Source organism: Paenibacillus sp. JZ16 (assembly GCF_015326965.1).
GTDB lineage: Bacteria > Bacillota > Bacilli > Paenibacillales > Paenibacillaceae > Paenibacillus_AQ.
Genome location: NZ_CP017659.1, coordinates 5111725 through 5130996 on the forward strand (window position 1 = coordinate 5111725; position 19272 = coordinate 5130996).

The following is a 19272-nucleotide window of genomic DNA, read 5'->3' on the forward strand; positions in this document are numbered from 1 at the left end:
TTTTATTTTGCTAATGTGTAACGAACCCTTGGTTTCGCTATTGAGGCAAATCCAACCACACATAAGGGGTGTCAGCGGCCTTCAATCCATACTCGATAATCGTGATGACGGCGACCGTTTCTGCCGGGTTGACGGCAGGCTTGCCCGTTTCGAAGAAATTCACCAGATTCTCGATGAACAAGTTGAAAAAATTCGAATGGGCGGTGACCTGCTTGAAGCCCCCGTCGCCATTCTTAAGGCCTAAGGTAAATGGACAATTATCGCCAAGATGATTTACGGTGGCCTGCCGTCCGTTCCCGAAATCGATCAGCAGGGCAGGGGAGTCAGGCGTGCCGATATACATCACCCGCTTCGGGCTGGCCCCCATCAGGCTGACGATCGGCTCGATTTGATGGATCGAATAATTGGCGAAGGCACCCGGCCCCCAGCTGCTGATCGTTTGGATATCGCTTCGGTCCAGCTCACGGTATTCGCTGGCAAAACGCAGGGCGGACGTCGAATACATCGGCGTTCCATGCTTTGCCGCCAGGTCGAACAGGCGGATAGCCGTTTCGCGGTCAGGCGCGAACGTTTTATCGATATAGGTCGGCTTACCGGATTGCAGCGGCAGCTGGGACAGCTCCTCATGGAATTCCGGGTTATCCGGGGACAGCACGATCAGGTAATCACTGCGCTCCACCACCTCTTCGATTGTGGGCAGCAGCTCAATGCCAAACTCCTGGCTCCAGGCAGCGTTCGTGAGCCCGTTCTCTTTGTCTCTCTTGCCGTAGGCGTATACGACCTTCATGGCATGTTCCGATGCCTGTTCAATCCAACCGGGATATTTATTCGCGTGGAATTGGTCCAGATGCAGGTCGATGAATCCGATTTTTTTCATGATAAAAGGGCCTCCCTGGCGTTCGAACTATAGGTTATAGGCTGTTCTGGGCAACGGGCTGCAGCGAAACCTCCGCGCCTTGGTCGGACGAGTCGTAAATCGCCTGGATGATCTGGGAGGAGAGGATGACCGTATCGATATGCGAAGGCTGCTTCTCCCCGGTTTGAATGCAGCGGATGAACCCGTCGATCTCATTTTGGAACATGCTGCCAAGATTGAATTTCGGCGTGGTTTCAATCAATGCGCCGTCCTCCGTTGTGTAGAAGGTGAAGTCCGCGCCGTATTTCAGCCGGATGCCGCCTTTGTCGCCGAGGAAGTCGATGAACATTTCTTCGGCGCCGATATTTTGCGCCCATGCGCCGTTCAAGGAAATGGTCGGACCTTCGGTGCGGACGAGAGCCGTGACAAAATCGTCGACGTCATACGTGCCGTCATATTTCGGCGGACCTGCCCACATTTTGAGGAAGGTGTAATTCTCCATGTCTTTGCCCAGCTTGCAGTAAGCCTGGCCGGAGACGGTCTTCGGCTTGGGATCGCCCGTACAGTACATCACGACATCAAGGAAGTGAACGCCCCAATCGATCAGCGCGCCGCCGCCGGCAATGGCTTTGGTCGTGAAGGCGCCGCCGAGTCCCGGGATCGAGCGGTGGGAACGGAAGCTGGCATATACGTGATACAGCTCGCCGAGATCGCCGTTTTGGATCATTTTTCTGATTCTGTTTACGCTTTCATTGTAACGGTTGACCACCCCGATATTGAGCGTTTTGCCCGTTTCGTGCTGAACCTTCTGCATTTCCAGCGCTTCCGCGTAGGTGCGGGCTGCCGGTTTTTCGCATAATACATGCTTACCTGCCCGCAAGCAATCGATGGCGATGGAAGCATGAACGTCATTTGGCGTACAGATCGATACCGCGTCGACCTCAGGGTCGTTCAGGATCTGGTTGTAATCTTCGATGGCTTGGCCGCATTCGTATTTGGCGACGGCGGCATCGGCCCGATCCTTCACGATATCGCAGAAATATTTGATCTCGGCATCTTCGTTGGCCATGTAGGCGGGAATATGGGCGCTGTTTGCAATCGTGCCGCAGCCAATCACGGCAATTGTAATTTTGTTCATCGGTTCTCCTCCAAAATCGTGGATTGATGATGCTGTGAAAACATAAGCCTGTCGCTTGATTCTTCGTTATTGCTTGCCACGAGTATAGCATGTGAACGAACCGATCGATTTCACTATCGTGTTTATTTATTGGATTATCGTACCGGGGGTGTTAGTCCACGGTTTTAAAAGCGTTCTTTTTGTAGTAGGCAGGAGTCGTTCCCGTATATTTCTTGAAAGTGCGGCAGAAGTAGGGAAGCTCGTTAAACCCGACCTTGAAGCATACATCGGTTACCGTGAGCTCGGGCTCCGTCAGCAGCCGCATGGCCATCCGTATCCGATAGTTGGCCAAGTACTGGCTGAAGGTCCAGCCGGTCACTTCCTTGAACCGTCGGCAAAAGTTCGTTCGGGACATCATCGTCCGCGCACAGAGATCCTCCAGCCATAGAGGCTGGTCGTAATGGTCGTGAATATATTGTACGGATTCCATAATGGGCTCACGGTACGGGGCGCTGCCGGCGGTTACCGCTGTATGCTTGCCTTGCTCGGCATGCTCGCGGTTCACGATGGCCAGCAGCTTCAGCAGATTGGCCTTCAGCAGAATATCGAAGAATGGGCCGCGGCCTCCGAACTCGTTCAGCATTTCGGTCAGGAGCTCCTTTACGGCGAGGTCGCTGCCGCCGGTTAAGGTGATTTTGAGCGGGACACGGTCTTCGGTCGTGACAAAAGGCTTGATAAAGGAAAGGTCGAACAGCTGCGGCTTAGCCGGCATTCCCTCCAATCGCTCGTTAATGAAGGCCGGCATGAATTCGCACCCCAGCACCTCCAGTTCTTTCCCGGGGACCATCTCCACGCGATGGACGCTGTAAGGAGGGAGCACGAATATATTGCCTTGGACCATCCGGTATTTTTGACCATAGAGCGTATGGATGAATTCGCCTTTGCTGACATACCAGATTTGAAGATAGTCATGCATATGATCGGATAAGCTCCCGAACTTTTCGGTAATGCGGTACATTTTGCAGGGCAGGCCATTCGCCATCTCCAGCTCCGACGTAAAGTAGGCGATTCCTCTTCGGGTGCATTCGGCGATATCCGGTTCCAGCCAGTGAATAGCCATCGTTTTTTTCCTCCTCACGTACGTTTCGATCCTGTTATTCATAGCATAACTGATTAAGGACATGAAGGAAGAGAAAAAGTTGAAAAAGTTAGCTGTTCATGCGCATTATGTCCAATGATCAATGTGATGAGGATGCCCTTTATGAAGAGGTAAACAAGTGTATTTTTTTGGCTCGGCGAGGGTCATGATCTAGAAAGTGGGACCTTCCATGTGCTGGTTCCCGTTGAAGGCGTAATTCAAAATAACTAAAGATCAAATCCCCTTTAAGCGTGCGAAGATCAATTTTCGTACAGCAAAGAGCCGAGGAAACCTGAAACACAGGTAAACCTCGGCTCTTTTTTCGTTACGGGCAAAACTCCTTCAGCATCTGCTCCTTCACTTCTTCAATGGGGAAGTGCTGGGGATAGGTGGATATCATCAGCATGATGCCCTGCAGGGTAGAAGAAAAGTACAAGGAGCGCTTGCGAGGCTCGGGAACCCCGAGGCTTTCGAATATGCGGCACTGAATCTCAAATTGCCGTGCAGCCTCTTCCACAAGACGCTTGCTGTAGGGAAACAGCTCTTGATCCGCTTCGGGCTGGGTTTGAAGATGCAAGTAAAAACGGAATACTTCCGGCTGCCGATCGACGTTGTCGATGGCTTGCTCCAAAATATATTTCAGCTGATCTGCGGGTGCTTGGAGCGAAGCTGCATTCTCTATGACTTCGGCAACGCCTGCGATTCGCTCCTCGACCATAGCGGCAAGCAGTCCTTCCTTGCCTGGAAAATAGTTATAGAGCAGCCCTTTGGAAATGCCGGCTTGCTTGGCTACATCACTAATGGAAGTGGCATGGTAGCCCTGATGGATAAACAAATCCATGGCGGCTTCTAAAATTTTCTCTTTCGCCATCTGGCGTATGCGTTCGTTCTCGCTGGGTGAGCGTGGCATAAAATCTTCATTCCTTCACGAAAGAATACCTAATCAATCTTCAATCATTTACAGAACTTGATGAGATTTATTTTAGTATTGAATGAATGATGGGTCAATATTAAAACAGAAGCGGATCTTAAGTTGCTTCTCGGAGAATGAAGAGCATTGTGTTTTTTTCTGTGAATTAATTCACTAATAATGATTGTGAATTATGTTACAATCGAAAAAAACAACTTTGCGGATGAGGAGGAACGGACGATGGCTCGTTATTTTAACGGTAAAGAAGTGGAACTGTTAGCTCCTGCCGGAACATTCGAGATATTCAAAACCGTCATTGACGCAAACTGCGATGCCGTATATTTCGGGGGACCATCCTTGAACATGCGCATGATGCGCAAGGGCTATAACTTAAGTTATGAGGAAGTCAAAGAAGCCGTCCATTTGGCCCATGAGCGCGGTAAACGTGCTTACATTACAGTGAACAATCTGATGGATGAGGAGGATCTGGAGGAAGCGAAGCGTTATTTCGCCTTTTTGAACGAGATTGGCCCGGATGCCATTATCGCGCAGGATCTGGCCGTATTTCCTCTGATTCAGGAGATGAACTATACCAATATTCCGGTTCACTCCTCGGTCATGATGAATGTGCACAATCTGGAGATGATTGAAGCCGTCAAAGCATTGGGCGTTTCCCGCATCGTGGCTTCCCGGGAGATGGACCTGAAGACGGCGGAGGTGCTGCACACTAGGAGCGGAATGGAGTTCGAGTATTTTGTGCACGGTGATATGTGCACCGTTCACGGCGCTAACTGCCTGTACAGCTCCATGCTGTTCGGCAACAGCTCCAACCGGGGACGATGCATGAAGCCCTGCCGCTGGGATTATCGGGTGAAAAAAGACGGCTACCTCTATCCTACCGAGTACCCGCTTGCGGCGAAAGATATGTATATGTACGAGCATATTCCGGAGCTGGTCAAGTCTGGGATTACCAGCTTTAAAATAGAAGGACGCATGAGAGACATCGAATTTCTGCTGATGGTCGTTAATTCTTACGGAGATGCCATAGATCGTTACATTACGGATCCGCTGGGCTTTAACCGCGAAGACGGGGCGGATACGCTGCATAAAAACCGGAAGCGCGATTTCACGACCGCTTATGCCTTTGGCAAGCCGGGACTAGCGTTCATCAATCGCCGTTATGAAGGAACAGGCAAGTTTTACAGTTCGGGGAAGGTGTTCAGCACGCCTACCGCGGAACGCGAGATGAAGGAGGAGCGGGTGCTTCAGGTGAAGGAGTCGCTTCGTCATGCGAAGCGGGAGCAGCCTTGCACGTCGATTCCGCAAATTACGGTGCATGTCAACTCGGTGGAGCAGGCCCGAGCGGCAATAGAAGAAGGCGCGGACGTCATCTATCTGACAGGCGACGTGTTCCAGCCGGATCGCCCTTTCGGTCGTGAGGATATCGAAGCTTTGACGGCGGATAAAGGGAATGCCGAAATGATTCTTGGCATGCCGCGCATGATGAATGAGCTGCATATGGAGCAGTACCATCATTTCCTCGCCGAGGGGAAACAGCATAAGTTTTATGGCCTGGATGGCCTGCTTGCCTCCAACATCGGTGCCATGCACAAGTTTCAATCTCTAGGGCTGCCGATGATTGCCGATTTCAGCCTGAATATATACAACCATATGGCGGCTTCGTTTTATCAGAAGCATTTTGGCATATCCAGAGTCATTCCGTCCCTTGAGCTTCAGCTCCATGATTTGACGAAATTGCTGCGTCATCCGGAGATTCCCCTCGAGGTCATCGTCCACGGATCGCCCATCGTCATGTATCTGGAGCATGACCTGTACGCCAATGCGGCAGAGTTTGAGCCCATAGCTGAAGAGGATAACCGGTTCGTGGATAACCGACATCTCGTACTGCTTACGGATAAAGGGGAGAACCCTGTATACCGGGATGCCGCAGGGCGTAACCACTTGGCACTGGCAAAAGAGCTTTGCTTCATGCCGTTCTTGAAGGAGCTGCACGAAGCGGGCGTGAATCACTTCCGCATTGAAGGGAAGACGTATACGACGGAGCAGCTTCGCGGCCTGGTGCGGATATATCGTCAAGCTGCCCTGAACCTGGACTCCTGCGGCAGGCTGTATCAAGACATGACACCGATCTATGCCGGTTATACACTGGGTTCGCTCCAATTCGGCCATGCCATGCAGCTTGAGCTGACGGAAGTATGAGTTGAGCTTCGAGACGGAGTATGAGGATTAACCCGACATAAGTCATTCGTTTGACGTATTTTCCCGGAACATGGGGAACAAGAGAACAATTCAAAGAGGTGAATATCCATGACGCATGCAGATCAGACGTATATGGGTCCGGAAGCTATCGTGACAAAGCGTCGGGAATACGGCTACCCTTGCACGGCCAATTTCTATAAAGAGCCGCCCCAGATCATCAGCGGCAAGATGCATAAACTTTACGGGCATGATGGCAAAGCGTATGTCGACTTCTTTACGGGAGTGTCGGTTGTCGCCTGCGGCCACTGCAATGAAGCCATTACGGCAAGAACGATCGAACAGCTGCAGACGCTGCAGCATACGTCAACCATTTACCTTACCCAGCCGATGGCAGATCTGGCGGAGCGGTTGGCAAACGGCGTTTTGCCTGGCAACTTAAAGCGAACGTTCTTCGTAAACAGCGGCTCCGAAGCGAATGAAGGCGCGCTGCTTGTCGCCCGTCTGCACACGAAACGCCGCCACTTTCTGGCGCTGGATTACGGCCTTCATGGCCGCACCTTCCTGACCATGAATGTGACCGGCATCCCGATGTGGCGTGCCGATGATTTCCTGGACCAGGAGGTGGCTACGTTTATTCCTCGTCCCTATGATCCTGCCATGGATCAGGATGCTGCCGCTCGCCGTTCCCTGGATGCGTTGGCGAGTGTGCTCGCTGCGAAGGGAGACACCTTCGCCGCCATGATCGTGGAGCCGATCCAAGGCAACGGGGGAATGATCGTGCCGCCGGATTGGTATTTCCGTGAGCTGAAGACGATACTGGAGGAGCATGGCATTCTCCTGATTGCCGACGAAGTTCAGACGGGCTGCGGCCGCACGGGACGCATGTTCGCGATCGAGCATTACGGCATCGTGCCTGATATTCTTACCATGGCCAAGGCACTAGGCAATGGCGTGCCGATCGGCGCCTTTTCCACGACGGACGAGATTGCCGCCAGTCTGGATCGGCCTTCCGCCTCGACCTTTGGCGGCAACCCGGTATCATCCGTCACGGCGCTTGCCGTCTTGGATTACATCGAACAGCAGGGCCTGGTTGAGCGTTCCCGGCGCGTTGGCGGGCGGCTCATCGAAGGTTTGGGGGAGCTGCAAGGCCGATATAAGATAATCGCCGATGTCCGAGGCAAGGGCTTTATGGCGGGGGCCGAAATCCGTGGAGCGACCGAAGAGGAAAGCGCAGCATGGACGGATATCATTCTGGAGCGCATGAAGGAAGAAGGATTTATTATCGGCAAAAATGGGGTGGGCCGAAACGTGCTGGCTTTCCAGCCGGCCATGATGATTCCGGAGGAAGATATCGAGGCCATGCTCAGTGCGCTGGACAAGGTGCTGGCTGGGTTATCCCAATTCGTAAACGAATGAGGTTGGATTCGGATGCAGATGATGTATAAAGTCGTTCATAAGACCAAAATGTTCGGAGAACTGGTGATGTTCTCCCACACGCTGTTCTCGCTGCCCTTCGCCATCATTTCCATGATCTGGGCCGCGGACGGCGTACCGTCATGGCATGTCATGCTGTGGTCGTTGATTGCGCTGGTAGCCGCACGCAATGGAGCCAATGCCTTCAACCGCATCGCCGATTTGAAGTTTGATGCCGCTAACCCGCGGACGGCGACTCGCCATATGCCAAGAAAACTCCTGCTGCCTCGCGAGGTGTACGTATTTGTGGCCGTTAACTTCGCCATCTTTATTCTCGCGGCGGGGATGCTGAACCCGCTCTGCCTGGGACTCTCTCCGGCAGCGATCGTGCTGATTTGCACGTACTCGTACACGAAGCGCTTCACCTGGCTGTGCCATCTGTATCTGGGCTTTACGATCGCTTCGGCTCCGATCGGGGCATGGTTTGCCGTAACGGGGCAATTCGCATTCATTCCGTTTATCATCGGTACCGTCGTCATGCTGTGGATTGCAGGCTTTGATATCATCTATGCCACGCAGGATATCGAATTCGACCGGAGCACCGGCTTGTGGAGCATTCCCCGCGCGTTTGGGTTAGAGGGCGGACTGCTCATTTCCAGAATGCTGCACGGGATTATGATCATCCTGCTGGTTTCCCTTTACTTTATCCAAGGCTTAGGCTGGCTCTACTTGGCGGGAATTGCCGTTTCGGTGATACTGCTTGCCGTGGAGCATCGCATCATCAAGCCTTCCAGCCGCAGGCGGATGCACCTTGCCTCCTACAACCTGAATCAGGTCATTAGCTTGACGATTCTGCTCTTTACCTTGGCCGACCAATTTGTGCTCGGATAAAAAAACTCCCTTCGACTGCCGGCCCACTACTCGGGCCATATGGCATTCAAAGGGAGTTTGATTTTATTGCCCGGCTTTCAAGATCGCAAAGCCGTAAGCAGGCAGCTTCACGGTCAGCTGGCCTTGCTTCGCGCTGAGGCCTTCGCCGTTCCACAGGTTCGTCCATTGCTGGTCCTGCACAGGGACGGTTATCGTGTTGCCCGCCTTGTCGTTGTTGACGGCAATGAGGATCGTTTCGTTGTCGTCCTCGCGCAGGTAAGCGATTTTGCCGCCGTTCTTCTCGGCCTTCAAAAATTTGAAGGTTCCCGTGCGGAGAGCGGAATGCTCTTTGCGGAGCTTAATGAGCGTTTGGTAGAAATGGAACAGGTCCTTGTCATGCTTGGACTCGTCCCATTCCATGCATTTGCGGCAGCCCGGATCGTGTCCGCCGTCCATGCCGATTTCGTCGCCGTAATAGATGCAAGGCGTGCCGAAGTACGTGAACTGGAACATCGCGGCCAGTTTCATCAGGCGTTTGTCGCCGTTCGCCTGCGTTAACAGTCTTGCGGTGTCATGGCTGTCCAGCAGATTGAACATCACTTCGCTGGCTTGTCTCGGATAGCCGGCAAGCTGCTTGCCGAGCATGAACGAGAACTTCTCGGCATCGGCGGTACGGTTGATGAAGAAATCCAGTACGGCATTCGTGAACGGGTAGTTCATGACGGCGTCAAACTGGTCGCCTTCCAGCCAGATGGAGGATTCATGCCACACTTCGCCAAGGATGTAAGCATCCGGGTTGGCTTTTTTCACGACTTGACGGAATTCGCGCCAGAAGCTGTGTCCCACCTCGTTGGCTACATCCAAGCGCCAGCCGTCGATGCCCGTTTCCTTGATCCAGTACTCGGCAGCCTTGAGCAGGTAAGCTCGGACTTCCGGATTCTCCGTGTTCAGCTTTGGCATCAGCGGCTCGAAAGCAAAGGTATCGTAAGTCGGAATGCCATCCACCACTTCCAGCGGCAGGGAGCGAACGTAGAACCAATCCTTATATTTGGAGTTCAAACCGTTCTTCTGCACGTCAACGAATGGGGCAAACGTTCTGCCGGAATGATTGAAGACCGCATCCAGCAAGACGCGGATTCCGCGCGCGTGGCATAGATCGACCAGTTTCTTCAGCGTGTCCTTGTCGCCGAACTGCGGATCGATTTCCATATAGTCTTCAGTATCGTATTTATGGTTTGTTGTTGCCGTAAACAGCGGCGTAAAGTAAATCGCGTTGACGCCGAGCTCGCTTAAATGGTCAAGATGGTCGATAACCCCCTGAAGGTCACCGCCGAAGAAGTTCTTCGGCGTCGGTTCGGCACTGCCCCAAGGCAAAGTGCCATCCGGGTCATTGCTTGTATCCCCATTCGCGAAGCGTTCCGGGAAGATTTGATAGAAGATCGCGTCCTTGACCCATGCAGGCGGGTGGAAAACGTCATCCGGATTGATGAACGGGTACTCGAACAGGCGGTCCGGATTGGCCGGCGGCTCTGTCAGGAAATCATATTCGGTCACCCAGCGCTTCTCGTCGCCCTGCTGGAGCAGGAAGCCGTATTTCAAACGGCGGTACGGAGGAGTTGCCTCGCACTCCCAATAATCGAACATTTCATCCGAGGACAGCTTGGTCATCGGAATATATTCCATCGTTTGATCCCACAGGTACTTGTCGCCTGCGAGGGCGTACACTTCGGTAAGGTCGTCTTTTTTGGTGCGGATTCTGAGATGGATGGTCGTGCCGTTATAAGCGTAGGACCAGTTTTTGCGCGGACGGTGATAGATGGCTTCCAAGAACATCGATAATTCCTCCTTAAATAGGTAAATTAAAAAAGGCACAGCCAGGACTATGAATAGCCGAGGTTGTACCTTTGTAAGATAACATTGCCTTTAAATTATGAGGTTTGGATCTGGTTGCTTATGAATTCATTAGCTGATTAAAAATATACCACGCGCTCTGAGCGTATTCAAGCCCCAAGTCGAAGTCGCTGATCCTGGCCTGCAACGAGGGAGACAGGGTGCGGATTTTCGTGCGGATACCGCCGGGCGGTGCAGGTCGCAAGGAAAGAGCGGGCATTTGTTGTATAATATAGGGATAAGGACAAGCCTGACAGTGACAGATACGTATTATAGGAGGACGGTCATATGCAATACGACGATCAGATGAAAAACCGGATCAAGCGGATTGAAGGACAGCTTCGCGGCATCTTGAAGATGATGGAGGAGAACAAGGACTGCAGGGAGGTCATCACCCAACTATCCGCTTCGCGTACGGCGATCGACCGAACCATTGGCGTTGTCGTCAGCTCCAACCTGGTGGATTGTGTACGGAAGGCCGAAGAGAATGGTGAGGATACGGAGAAGCTTGTGCAGGATGCCGTTAATTTGCTCGTTAAGAGCAGATAAAGGATTAGGCACCGAACGCGAGAGCGCCGCTTGTTAAGGGGCTAGCCTTAGGGCTAGGAAATTTGTAAACGGACAAAATGGGTAAAGATAGGATGACGTTTTTTTTAAAGGAGGGTACTCAGATGTCTGTAAACGAACAAATTATACTAGCCAAAAGGCCGCAAGGCATGCCGGAGGAGTCGGATTTTATATTGGAGGAGCAGCCTTTGCCCGTTCCGCAAGCCGGAGAAGTCCTGGTACGGACCGTATACTTGTCGGTGGATCCGTATATGCGGGGCAGAATGAGCGATGCCAAGAGTTATGCGAAACCCTACGAAGTAGGACAGGTTATCGCTGGAGGCGCAGTAGGGCAGGTCATGGAATCGACGGATCCGACCTATCGGGCAGGCGATTATGTTGCAGGAACATGGGGCTGGCAGCGCTTTGCCGCCGTGCGGACAGGAACGCTGCGTAAGGTCAACCCGGATCTGGCGCCTGTATCGACCGCCTTGGGCGTGCTGGGGATGACCGGTTTGACGGCCTATTTCGGACTGCTGGATATCGGTCAGCCGAAGGAAGGCGAGACGGTCGTGATATCGGGTGCCGCAGGCGCCGTTGGCATGATTGTCGGGCAGATTGCCAAGATCAAAGGGACCCGGGTGATCGGTATTGCCGGTTCTGACGAGAAAACCAAGTACCTGACCGAGAAGCTGGGGTTTGATGCAGCGATCAATTACCAGACCGAAGATCTGGCATCGTCTTTAGCGGAAGCTTGCCCGAATGGGGTGGACGTTTATTTTGACAATGTCGGCGGTGAGGTTTCGGATGCGGTGCTGCGTCTGATCAACAAAAATGCAAGGATCCCGATTTGCGGCCAAATCGCACTCTATAACCTGGAAAAACCCGATACGGGCCCGAGAATTCAGAGCCTGCTGTTGACCAATACGGCACTGATGAAGGGCTTCCTGGTCGGCGACTATGCCAGTCGGTACAATGAGGCATTGCATGAGCTGGCCGAATGGCTGAGGGATGGTAACATTCAGTACGCCGAACATATCGTCGATGGTTTCGAGAAGACCATTGAGGCGTTTCTGGGGCTCTTCTCCGGGCAGAATCTGGGGAAACAGCTGGTGAAGGTAAGCGAGGAGCAGAGTTAGTCTTTTGATATAGATAACAAAAGAGTGTCGGATTCACGACTTCGTGAAACTCCTCAACACGGGAGCTTCACGGCCGAACGGGTACAATCCGTCCGGTTTGCGTGAATATCGGCACTCTTTTTTTGCGTTTATTAAGTTTAATGACTATATAGATTGAACTAAAGAAAAGAAGAACTTCAACGGAGAAGGAGGAATTATTGTGTAGAAACGAAGTGGTCGCCGTTGCCCCCGGATTTTAACCATGATATGAATGTATCGAAGAAATCTGGGGGCCACAGCGATCGGAAGAATAATCCGCATTCGTAGTGATGCTTAGGCTAAGAGTGTTTAGTTCAACTTATATAGTTAACGATGGAACACGTCCGCTATATAGCCGCTCCTGGTGTCGTAAATTGCTGATACTGGCGATACATCGAGATGCGCCAGTGGACAATCATGCCGTAAGCCAGCATGAAGAACAGCGCCGCGGTCTGCGGGATGGAAATATGCTGCTCAATGTATCCGTGGAGCAGGAGCCGGACAGCCAGCAGGCCGAGCAGAATGTAAACAAAGCTTTTCGATTTCTGCATGAAGATCTGGCCATCGACCTTTTCGAATTTGGTGCTTCGAATCAGTGGATAGGAGAAGATGAACCAGCCTACCAGAAAGGCAATTCCCGCCCACCATATAGGGATGCGTACCTGCGGCTCAACGAACATCAGAAACCCTGTGCTCATCGCGACGGGAGGGATGATGATCTTCTTGACGGTGACGGGGCGGTTGCTCGCTTTCATCCGAATGAAAATAACGGTCAGTGCCATAACCAGCATCGCAATCGTAGAGCCTATCTGAAGAATTGGGGAATCGAAATTAACCACAATTCAGAACCTCTTTCCATAAATAAAATGACATGAAATGTGCTGCCTTTTGATTATAGCACATTCTGATGCCAGGCAAAATCAGGCAGGAGCGGGAGGATCAGCGCGGTTTGGCGGCGGTCGTCTTTAAGGTTGGAGTCCATCGATGAAAATCCGGATCATGAAATCCAGGCTTTCATCTACATTCAGATCCATAGCGAATTGACCCCCGCGTTCCAGAGATGAGAAGCCATGGCACAGGCTGCGAAGTGTCCGCACGGCATGCAGCGCCTCCTGCTCACTGAGCTGGTATGGAGCCAAAATTTGGAGCAAAAGCTCGACAATCTGATTGCCTACCTGCTGCGCCTCCTGTTGTTCCGGATGGAGAGGCTGCAATGCGGCTTCGTATAATCCGGGGTGAGATCTGGCAAAGTCGACATAGGTAAGGCATACATAACGCAGCGCGTCTTCACCAGACCGGCCGGCGACAGCCTTCAGCAGCCGATCATGCAATGTCTGGAGGCCATACAGCATCAGGGCGGCATGAAGACCCGGCAGTCCGTCTACATGGTTATACAGGGAAGGGGACCGAACGCCCAGCTTGCCTGCAAGCGCGGCTAAGGTCACGGCATGAAGTCCATCCTGATCCGCCAGATCGGCAGCGGTTTGAAGCAGTTGAAGCCGGTCGATTCCGGGTCTTGGACTCATTTTGCATTCCTCCTAATTGTAGATTCCGCATGCGTAACGGCCTTCTGCATGGCAGCGACAGGATTCTTTAGCATCCGTCCGTGGCCGACGGCTAGAACGGAGGGCTTTCGTGCGGTTAGCACTTTGGCGCTTTCCAAGGCAAGCTCCTTGCTCCAGGTCGCCATGGCAGGGAAGGGAAACCAGGGTTTGAGCACACCGGATACGGCTAATCCGCCCCGTGTCTGCCAAGCATCGCCGGCAATCAATATACCGCTGCGCTCATCGAGAAATGCCATATGCCCCGGCGTGTGTCCGGGAGTAGCGATCGCCTTGAGCGAACCAACGGAATCCCCGTCACCCAGAAGCACGTCCGGAACGGTGGTTATGTTCTTGGGGATATCTCCGCGAATCGGAGCTTGCAACTCCCCAGGCTGGAGCTCCGCGTTTCCTTTCAACAGCAGCGCATCACGCTTCGAGATGTAGACCGACGCATTCGAAAGCTCTTTCTTTAACCCGTCGAGCGCCCCGACATGGTCGCCGTGGGCATGGGTCAGCACGATCCGGGTGATGGGCTTACCTATAGCGGCTGCCGCTTGCAGGATTCCCTTTTGGGAAAATGACATACCAGCATCAATCAGCGTAATGCCGTCGCTCTCTTCTACAAGATAGACGTTTATCGGGAATAGGCGAGGAAGAAATGAAATTTGAGTCACGTGCTCAATCGTTGTTTGTAACATAATATGATTCCCCTTTCGCTCAAAACTAATGATATTAGTATAATAACTAATATCATTAGTTTTATCAAGCCTAAATTTTAACATTTTCATGAATAGGCTCATTTCACCCCTAAAATTTTTATATATTTACCAAATTTTGAGTGCAATTTTCAATGTTTTGCGTTACCATAAAGATAGATATACGGAAAAAAATGTAGATTATTGAGATGAAGGGTGAGGGGCGGACGACATGGATATTTTCAAACGCATCGTACTTCTGATGGTGATGTATGCCTTCTCCGCGGTACTTCTGTATGTAGCCAGTCAGCACACGCCATATCTGCTTCCTGTCATCTGGATTTCTGCGCTTATGCTGCTGTTATGCGGCATCGGCTATCTTGGATACCATTATTTCTTTAAAGGACGCAGAAAACGAAGTTAATCGAAGATACGTACAAGTCTGCCTAACCGGGCGGGCTTTTTTTGTGCGAAAAATAAAAAAACCGTTTGAATCACTTTGCAGTCTTATATACAGTGATGTAAACAAGCGAGGCAGGTCGGACAAGGGGAAGGGTAATCGGATGATAGATCATAATGAGCTTGCGGCTGCTGCATGCAGAGGAGACGAGGAAGCGTTCTATGCACTCGTGACGGAGCACCGAAGGCGCCTATATGGAATTGCGTACAGTTATTTGCATAACGAGAGTGACGCACTGGAGGTATTGCAGGAGACGGTGTGCAGGGCTTGGGTGAAGTGCCGGAAGCTGAGGCATCCGGAGGCATTTGTCCCTTGGCTCATTCGGATCCTGATTAATTGCTGCGTGGATGAGCAGAAACGAAAAAAACGCATGGTTCCGGTTGAAGAAGTGCGCAGCCAGGAGACGGCTGCCGAGATGGTCAGTGACAGCAAGCTGGATCTGGAGCGTGCGCTCAGCCGGATGAAGCCCAAATACCGCCATGTGCTGATTTTGAAATACTATCAGGACATGACGATCAGCGATATCGCCAATATTCTCGATGTTCCGGAGGGTACGGTCAAAACCCGGCTGCATCAAGGATTAAAGCTGCTGCGGCAAAAAATCGAGCCAGGAGGTGCCATATTCCATGTTTGAGAAGGAAGAGCGAATGCTCAAGGAGATGAACAGGGACGCGGAGATCAGCGAAGCGGTTGTATCCGATGAAGCATTGGACGCGGCGGTGCGAAGCGGGATGCGAAGAGGACGGCGCACGCACCGGAGCCGGGCCCGAATGGCTACCGTCTCTGCCGTGGCTGTAACCGTTGCGGCTGCGCTGCTGTTCGTCGTCTGGAGCGGGAACGAAGGGCTGGTAAATCCCAAGGAGCAAATGGCGGCTCAAGGGCCGTATCCGCCATTGACCGGGTTTGATTTTGGAGAAGATATTACGCTGAATTCAGCTAACAAACACGGCATGATTCAACAGGTGGATCAATCGGCGACCAAGGGGGATTATACGGTAACGGTCAACGGGATACTTGTAGGCTCCCAGCAGATGGAGGTGTTCTATACGATCCAAAACCGTGCGAGGAATCCCGCAGATTTAAAGGGGCTGGAGATGAAGCGCCGGGGATCCAGCGAACCGCTGCCTTATAGTATTGGGTCGTCGGGTGGAAACGAGATTAAGCCCGGCGCCGACAAGCTGTTCCATTCCCGATCGTACATTCTTATGGCTGAGAATCACGCTATACCTGAGGAACTGACGTTATCTTTTAAGATTGCCCCCTATTCGACAAATACGGCTTATGAATCCTCGGCAGAGAACCAGCAGGTGCTCGATATTAACGTATCCGTTGATATGGAGACAGTCCGGAAGTATATTAGCACGATTCCGCTCAACAAAATGCTGCAGATTGAGAGTCAGCGGTTCTATTTGAAAGAAGCCGTGTTGTCTCCTGCCGGTATCGTCGTGAAAGCAAACATCCCATCCGGCAATACGATGAAGGTATCCGGTTTATGGGATGTGTATTTGGAAGCCGTGGTTAACGGCGAGAAGATCAGATTGAACAGCGATTCCGCCTTTTTGCCCGGTGCAGGCGGTGGAGACATGACTTACTTCTTCGACAGCAATATATTGGAGAAGCCGGAATCGATCACGCTGAAAGCGAGCGGATTCCAGGCAGTGGACCCCTCGAAGATGAAACTCGTGGTGGATACGGATAAGAAGGAGGTCATTCGTTCACCGGACGGCGATCTTCGGTTCGGAGAGTACACGGGGCATACGCTGACAGTTGAATACGAAGAACAGGCTGACCGGCATATGGGCAGCGTGTCGATTGAACCGGAGTTTGTGGATGGAGAAGGGAAAAAGCATAGGATCAACGAGGATGCAGGGGGGCTCAGTGCCTCGTCCCAATCCTCATCGGATTCTGAGGTAAGCCTCATTACGCAGTATATTCACCTTAAGCCCGGGGTTTACCCTCAGCCGCTGACATTTACGTTAAGCAGTTATCCTGGTGTCATGGAGCAGGCATTCGAGGTGCCGATTCAATAAACTTAAAGATGCTGAAAGCTCATCAGGATAACCACAACGCCGAATGCGATGGCCACTTTGCCGGCGAATTTTAGATACCATATTCTCAAATCGCTGAGTTCAATATCATCCCTGGTTCTTCTAAACCACCATGAATGCGGATTTCGGATGGCGTATAGCCCAATCGCGATGAATGCGATGCCCATTAACACTGTTAATATAAAGTTGATGAACAGAGGTCAATCAGCTCCTTTCTTTAACGATAATACGCAAGGTTAAATAATGAAGTTCCAACATGTGTAAATAGGAGAGCATCTCCATTTAAAGTGATGCGCCAGAAATGAGGATTAGAAAAAGGAACCGCCCCCGACCATAAAGGCCGGAGAACGGTTCCTTTCTCATGTATTTATATCTTGAAACAAGGGCTTGATGACGCTATTCCTTGTGCGTGGTAGGGGAGCTGCCTTCGTGTCCCTTGGCATCCAGGAGTTCAATTAGAGCTTTGGGCACTCCGTTGAGCAGCAGCCACTCACGAAGTGTTTCGATGGCCCGGATATGGCCATTCCCCTCATCCCGCCAGGTCAGCAGCTCGACGACCTTGATGACGAGGAGCATGAGCTCCATTTTGTCATGCTCGGTTTGGTCTGCGCGGATTTTTTGGAATACGGCTTCTTTCTCCCAATCCAGCAGGATCTCTTCACCAATGGTTGGTCTCATGAGTGAATAGCTGTAATCGCACTGCGGGCAGAGTACCGTGGTGAACTGTTCTGATTTGAACGTAACCCGGATATCCGCTTGACACTGACGGCAGTGAAATTGGACTTCAATTGCTGAGTTCGTTTCCATATCGATGATGCCTCCTTCGAAGAGAAAGGTATCTACTTATACCCAATAGTCGGTAACTATGACCCATCGTCTTGGTAAAACCTTTGCCGATAAAGTCTATCGTGACGCTGGTGGGAAGGAAGAATATCAATCGTATGGCTTTACACGGTGGGTACAAAAAGAAAACCGTGAGCTCCCCTCGCCGGGGAATTCACGGTTAAATCGAACAAGTTCATTATGCCAATGACCTATTCCAGCTCCAGTACATCATAGATCAGCCATTTGCCTTCGGTTTTCTTGAGCCAGTAAAGGGAGGTCGAATGGATGATTTCACCGTCGGCATCATCGGTTTCTTCAGCGTAGACGACGGCGTCTTCCCCTTGGAAGAAGACCGTTCGGAGCTCAACTGATTTAAGGTTGAAATTCACCTCATCGAAGATGCCTTCCGCAATGCTGGTTCGGAACATCTCGTGGAAGGCCGATTCCGGATGAATAACCGACATGAGCAGCGGACCATTCTCATCATTGAAGCCCTTGGACTGGGTGTCAATGGTCGCAACTATGGCTTTTTGTTCCGCTTCCGGCACTTCCGGATGAGCTTCCAGCAGTTCATCTCCGACTAGATATTCCGTCTCGTAATGGCTCAGATCATAGATTTTCCATGCTCCCGACGCGTCCTTCTTCAAGAGATTCTCGTAATGGAGCGTAGCATCCCAAGCAAAAGGCCCGCTGGTGCGGTCGAGGGTCACACTGGTGTAGGCATGGATCGATGTTCCGGCTACCGTTACTTCCCATACGTCAGCGGATACATGCAGATCGTTCTTGAATTGGTTCTGATAATTTTCTTGGATTTCTGTAAAAACAGGAGATTTTGGATGGAAGGCGCTCATGACAGCATCCAGTTTCTTGGCATTACCAGCTTCTTCAATCGTATGATAAAGCTTCTTCACCTCGTCGGTGGCGTTGTCGATTGCACCCTCCCGGTCGATCTTGATGGTACGTGACTTGGAGTCCCACTTCACGGGCAGTCCGGTGGCTTCCGCTACGAAACGAAGGGGAACCAGCGTGTTGCCGCCTTGCGTGAATGGGGCGATCTGAAGCGTGGTTTTTGCGCCATTGACATAAGCGGTCTTCTGCCCGATGGTCATCTGCAGCTTCTGATCGAGGTATGTACCCGTTACCTGTTTCTTTCCGCTGTTCCAATTGACTTTATAATCCAGGGCCTGAAACAGAGGGCGGAATTGCACGAAGGTAACTCCATTTTTCATAATAGGGGCTGCCTGAAATTTGATTTCCTGGTTATCGAGGTAGACTCGGATATTCCCTTGAATCTTTGCCGGAGCGGCTTGCGTCGCGCTGGCGAACAGGAACAGAAGAGCGAATGCCAGTAGGCTTATTTTTTTCTTCAATTGGCTGTCATCTCCTTCAACGAATGATAGAATAGAGGGGTAATTGTGGTAATCGTACATGATAAAACCAATGCTAGCAATAGATTTCTTCGTGAGTAATAAGGGGTAGAGCAACGTGGCGGCGGCTTGCCGGTTCGAATTGAAAAAAGGCGGTAAGCACGAAGCCCTTATGGGTAATACATAATAAGGATCAGACCGGGTCACCGGAACATT

Annotated in this window: 19 protein-coding genes; 8 read left to right on the plus strand and 11 right to left on the minus strand. The window is 51.6% G+C overall.

Going from position 1 to position 19272, the window contains the following annotated elements:
* Positions 1-37 precede the first annotated feature (37 nt).
* The 4 genes from BJP58_RS23010 to BJP58_RS23025 all read right to left on the minus strand — a co-directional run bounded on the left by BJP58_RS23010 (position 38) and on the right by BJP58_RS23025 (position 4021).
* Complete coding sequence (locus tag BJP58_RS23010) at positions 38-877, minus strand: Gfo/Idh/MocA family protein (protein ID WP_194540720.1); 840 nt, start codon at positions 875-877, stop codon at positions 38-40.
* 34 nt (positions 878-911) lie between these two features.
* Entirely contained in the window at positions 912-1994 is a 1083-nt protein-coding gene (locus BJP58_RS23015; protein WP_071222181.1) for a Gfo/Idh/MocA family protein, read from the minus strand.
* A 151-nt stretch (positions 1995-2145) separates the two neighbouring features.
* Entirely contained in the window at positions 2146-3093 is a 948-nt protein-coding gene (locus BJP58_RS23020) for a helix-turn-helix domain-containing protein (RefSeq protein WP_194540721.1), read from the minus strand.
* 343 nt (positions 3094-3436) lie between these two features.
* The gene (locus tag BJP58_RS23025) at positions 3437-4021 is read right to left on the minus strand and encodes a TetR/AcrR family transcriptional regulator (RefSeq protein ID WP_194540722.1); all 585 of its coding nucleotides are present in this window, start codon (positions 4019-4021) and stop codon (positions 3437-3439) included.
* A gap of 240 nt (positions 4022-4261) precedes the next feature.
* On the opposite strand from BJP58_RS23025, the gene BJP58_RS23030 reads away from it, so the two are divergent.
* The 3 genes from BJP58_RS23030 (at position 4262) to BJP58_RS23040 (ending at position 8545) form a co-directional block, all read left to right on the plus strand.
* The gene (locus BJP58_RS23030) at positions 4262-6241 is read left to right on the plus strand and encodes a peptidase U32 family protein (RefSeq protein ID WP_194540723.1); all 1980 of its coding nucleotides are present in this window, start codon (positions 4262-4264) and stop codon (positions 6239-6241) included.
* A gap of 108 nt (positions 6242-6349) precedes the next feature.
* Positions 6350-7657 (plus strand): aspartate aminotransferase family protein, encoded by a 1308-nt coding sequence (locus tag BJP58_RS23035; RefSeq protein ID WP_194540724.1) that lies wholly within the window; start codon positions 6350-6352, stop codon positions 7655-7657.
* A gap of 12 nt (positions 7658-7669) precedes the next feature.
* Positions 7670-8545: a UbiA-like polyprenyltransferase gene (locus BJP58_RS23040; protein ID WP_194540725.1), complete on the plus strand. Its 876-nt coding sequence runs from the start codon at positions 7670-7672 to the stop codon at positions 8543-8545.
* 63 nt (positions 8546-8608) lie between these two features.
* On the opposite strand, the gene BJP58_RS23045 is transcribed toward BJP58_RS23040, so the two are convergent.
* Positions 8609-10357, minus strand: a complete 1749-nt coding sequence (locus BJP58_RS23045) for an alpha-glycosidase (RefSeq protein ID WP_194540726.1) — start codon at positions 10355-10357, stop codon at positions 8609-8611.
* A 345-nt stretch (positions 10358-10702) separates the two neighbouring features.
* Here BJP58_RS23045 and BJP58_RS23050 point away from each other — a divergent pair, with 345 nt between their 5' ends.
* On the plus strand, positions 10703-10963 hold the full coding sequence (locus BJP58_RS23050; protein ID WP_071222173.1) for a metal-sensitive transcriptional regulator: 261 nt from the start codon (positions 10703-10705) through the stop codon (positions 10961-10963).
* 122 nt (positions 10964-11085) lie between these two features.
* On the plus strand, positions 11086-12099 hold the full coding sequence (locus tag BJP58_RS23055) for an NADP-dependent oxidoreductase (protein WP_194540727.1): 1014 nt from the start codon (positions 11086-11088) through the stop codon (positions 12097-12099).
* A gap of 365 nt (positions 12100-12464) precedes the next feature.
* Here the strand turns inward: BJP58_RS23055 and BJP58_RS23060 are convergent, their stop codons facing one another.
* The 3 genes from BJP58_RS23060 to BJP58_RS23070 form a co-directional block, all read right to left on the minus strand.
* Entirely contained in the window at positions 12465-12956 is a 492-nt protein-coding gene (locus BJP58_RS23060; RefSeq protein WP_071222169.1) for a cytochrome c biogenesis protein CcdC, read from the minus strand.
* Positions 12957-13082: 126 nt separating this feature from the next.
* Positions 13083-13643, minus strand: coding sequence for a TetR/AcrR family transcriptional regulator (locus tag BJP58_RS23065; protein ID WP_194540728.1), 561 nt, complete (start codon positions 13641-13643; stop codon positions 13083-13085).
* Entirely contained in the window at positions 13640-14359 is a 720-nt protein-coding gene (locus tag BJP58_RS23070) for an MBL fold metallo-hydrolase (RefSeq protein WP_194540729.1), read from the minus strand. Before BJP58_RS23070 ends, BJP58_RS23065 begins: the two co-directional genes overlap by 4 nt.
* A 229-nt stretch (positions 14360-14588) precedes the next feature.
* On the opposite strand from BJP58_RS23070, the gene BJP58_RS23075 reads away from it, so the two are divergent.
* The 3 genes from BJP58_RS23075 to BJP58_RS23085 all read left to right on the plus strand — a co-directional run bounded on the left by BJP58_RS23075 (position 14589) and on the right by BJP58_RS23085 (position 16846).
* Positions 14589-14780 carry a hypothetical protein gene (locus BJP58_RS23075; protein ID WP_071222164.1) on the plus strand — a complete coding sequence of 64 codons (192 nt, stop codon included), beginning with the start codon at positions 14589-14591 and terminating at the stop codon, positions 14778-14780.
* Between the two features lie 139 nt (positions 14781-14919).
* A complete protein-coding gene (locus BJP58_RS23080) occupies positions 14920-15450 on the plus strand; it encodes a sigma-70 family RNA polymerase sigma factor (RefSeq protein WP_194540730.1) in 531 nt (176 codons plus the stop codon).
* A complete protein-coding gene (locus BJP58_RS23085) occupies positions 15443-16846 on the plus strand; it encodes a DUF4179 domain-containing protein (RefSeq protein WP_194540731.1) in 1404 nt (467 codons plus the stop codon). The genes BJP58_RS23080 and BJP58_RS23085 overlap by 8 nt, the downstream gene beginning before the upstream one ends.
* Positions 16847-16848: 2 nt before the next feature.
* Here the strand turns inward: BJP58_RS23085 and BJP58_RS23090 are convergent, their stop codons facing one another.
* From BJP58_RS23090 to BJP58_RS23100, 3 genes are all read right to left on the minus strand, one after another.
* Positions 16849-17031, minus strand: a complete 183-nt coding sequence (locus BJP58_RS23090; RefSeq protein WP_113060880.1) for a DUF6199 family natural product biosynthesis protein — start codon at positions 17029-17031, stop codon at positions 16849-16851.
* Positions 17032-17260: 229 nt separating this feature from the next.
* The gene (locus BJP58_RS23095; RefSeq protein ID WP_194540732.1) at positions 17261-17671 is read right to left on the minus strand and encodes a hypothetical protein; all 411 of its coding nucleotides are present in this window, start codon (positions 17669-17671) and stop codon (positions 17261-17263) included.
* Between the two features lie 227 nt (positions 17672-17898).
* Positions 17899-19059 carry a copper amine oxidase N-terminal domain-containing protein gene (locus BJP58_RS23100; protein WP_194540733.1) on the minus strand — a complete coding sequence of 387 codons (1161 nt, stop codon included), beginning with the start codon at positions 19057-19059 and terminating at the stop codon, positions 17899-17901.
* Positions 19060-19272 lie beyond the last annotated feature (213 nt).

Coding starts and splice junctions, on each gene's coding strand:
- BJP58_RS23010 (WP_194540720.1), bottom strand. CDS start 877: ATGAAAAAAATCGGATTCATCGACCTGCATCTGGACCAATTCCACGCG.
- BJP58_RS23015 (WP_071222181.1), bottom strand. CDS start 1,994: ATGAACAAAATTACAATTGCCGTGATTGGCTGCGGCACGATTGCAAAC.
- BJP58_RS23020 (WP_194540721.1), bottom strand. CDS start 3,093: ATGGCTATTCACTGGCTGGAACCGGATATCGCCGAATGCACCCGAAGA.
- BJP58_RS23025 (WP_194540722.1), bottom strand. CDS start 4,021: ATGCCACGCTCACCCAGCGAGAACGAACGCATACGCCAGATGGCGAAA.
- BJP58_RS23030 (WP_194540723.1), top strand. CDS start 4,262: ATGGCTCGTTATTTTAACGGTAAAGAAGTGGAACTGTTAGCTCCTGCC.
- BJP58_RS23035 (WP_194540724.1), top strand. CDS start 6,350: ATGACGCATGCAGATCAGACGTATATGGGTCCGGAAGCTATCGTGACA.
- BJP58_RS23040 (WP_194540725.1), top strand. CDS start 7,670: ATGCAGATGATGTATAAAGTCGTTCATAAGACCAAAATGTTCGGAGAA.
- BJP58_RS23045 (WP_194540726.1), bottom strand. CDS start 10,357: ATGTTCTTGGAAGCCATCTATCACCGTCCGCGCAAAAACTGGTCCTAC.
- BJP58_RS23050 (WP_071222173.1), top strand. CDS start 10,703: ATGCAATACGACGATCAGATGAAAAACCGGATCAAGCGGATTGAAGGA.
- BJP58_RS23055 (WP_194540727.1), top strand. CDS start 11,086: ATGTCTGTAAACGAACAAATTATACTAGCCAAAAGGCCGCAAGGCATG.
- BJP58_RS23065 (WP_194540728.1), bottom strand. CDS start 13,643: ATGAGTCCAAGACCCGGAATCGACCGGCTTCAACTGCTTCAAACCGCT.
- BJP58_RS23070 (WP_194540729.1), bottom strand. CDS start 14,359: ATGTTACAAACAACGATTGAGCACGTGACTCAAATTTCATTTCTTCCT.
- BJP58_RS23075 (WP_071222164.1), top strand. CDS start 14,589: ATGGATATTTTCAAACGCATCGTACTTCTGATGGTGATGTATGCCTTC.
- BJP58_RS23080 (WP_194540730.1), top strand. CDS start 14,920: ATGATAGATCATAATGAGCTTGCGGCTGCTGCATGCAGAGGAGACGAG.
- BJP58_RS23085 (WP_194540731.1), top strand. CDS start 15,443: ATGTTTGAGAAGGAAGAGCGAATGCTCAAGGAGATGAACAGGGACGCG.
- BJP58_RS23090 (WP_113060880.1), bottom strand. CDS start 17,031: ATGGGCATCGCATTCATCGCGATTGGGCTATACGCCATCCGAAATCCG.
- BJP58_RS23095 (WP_194540732.1), bottom strand. CDS start 17,671: ATGGAAACGAACTCAGCAATTGAAGTCCAATTTCACTGCCGTCAGTGT.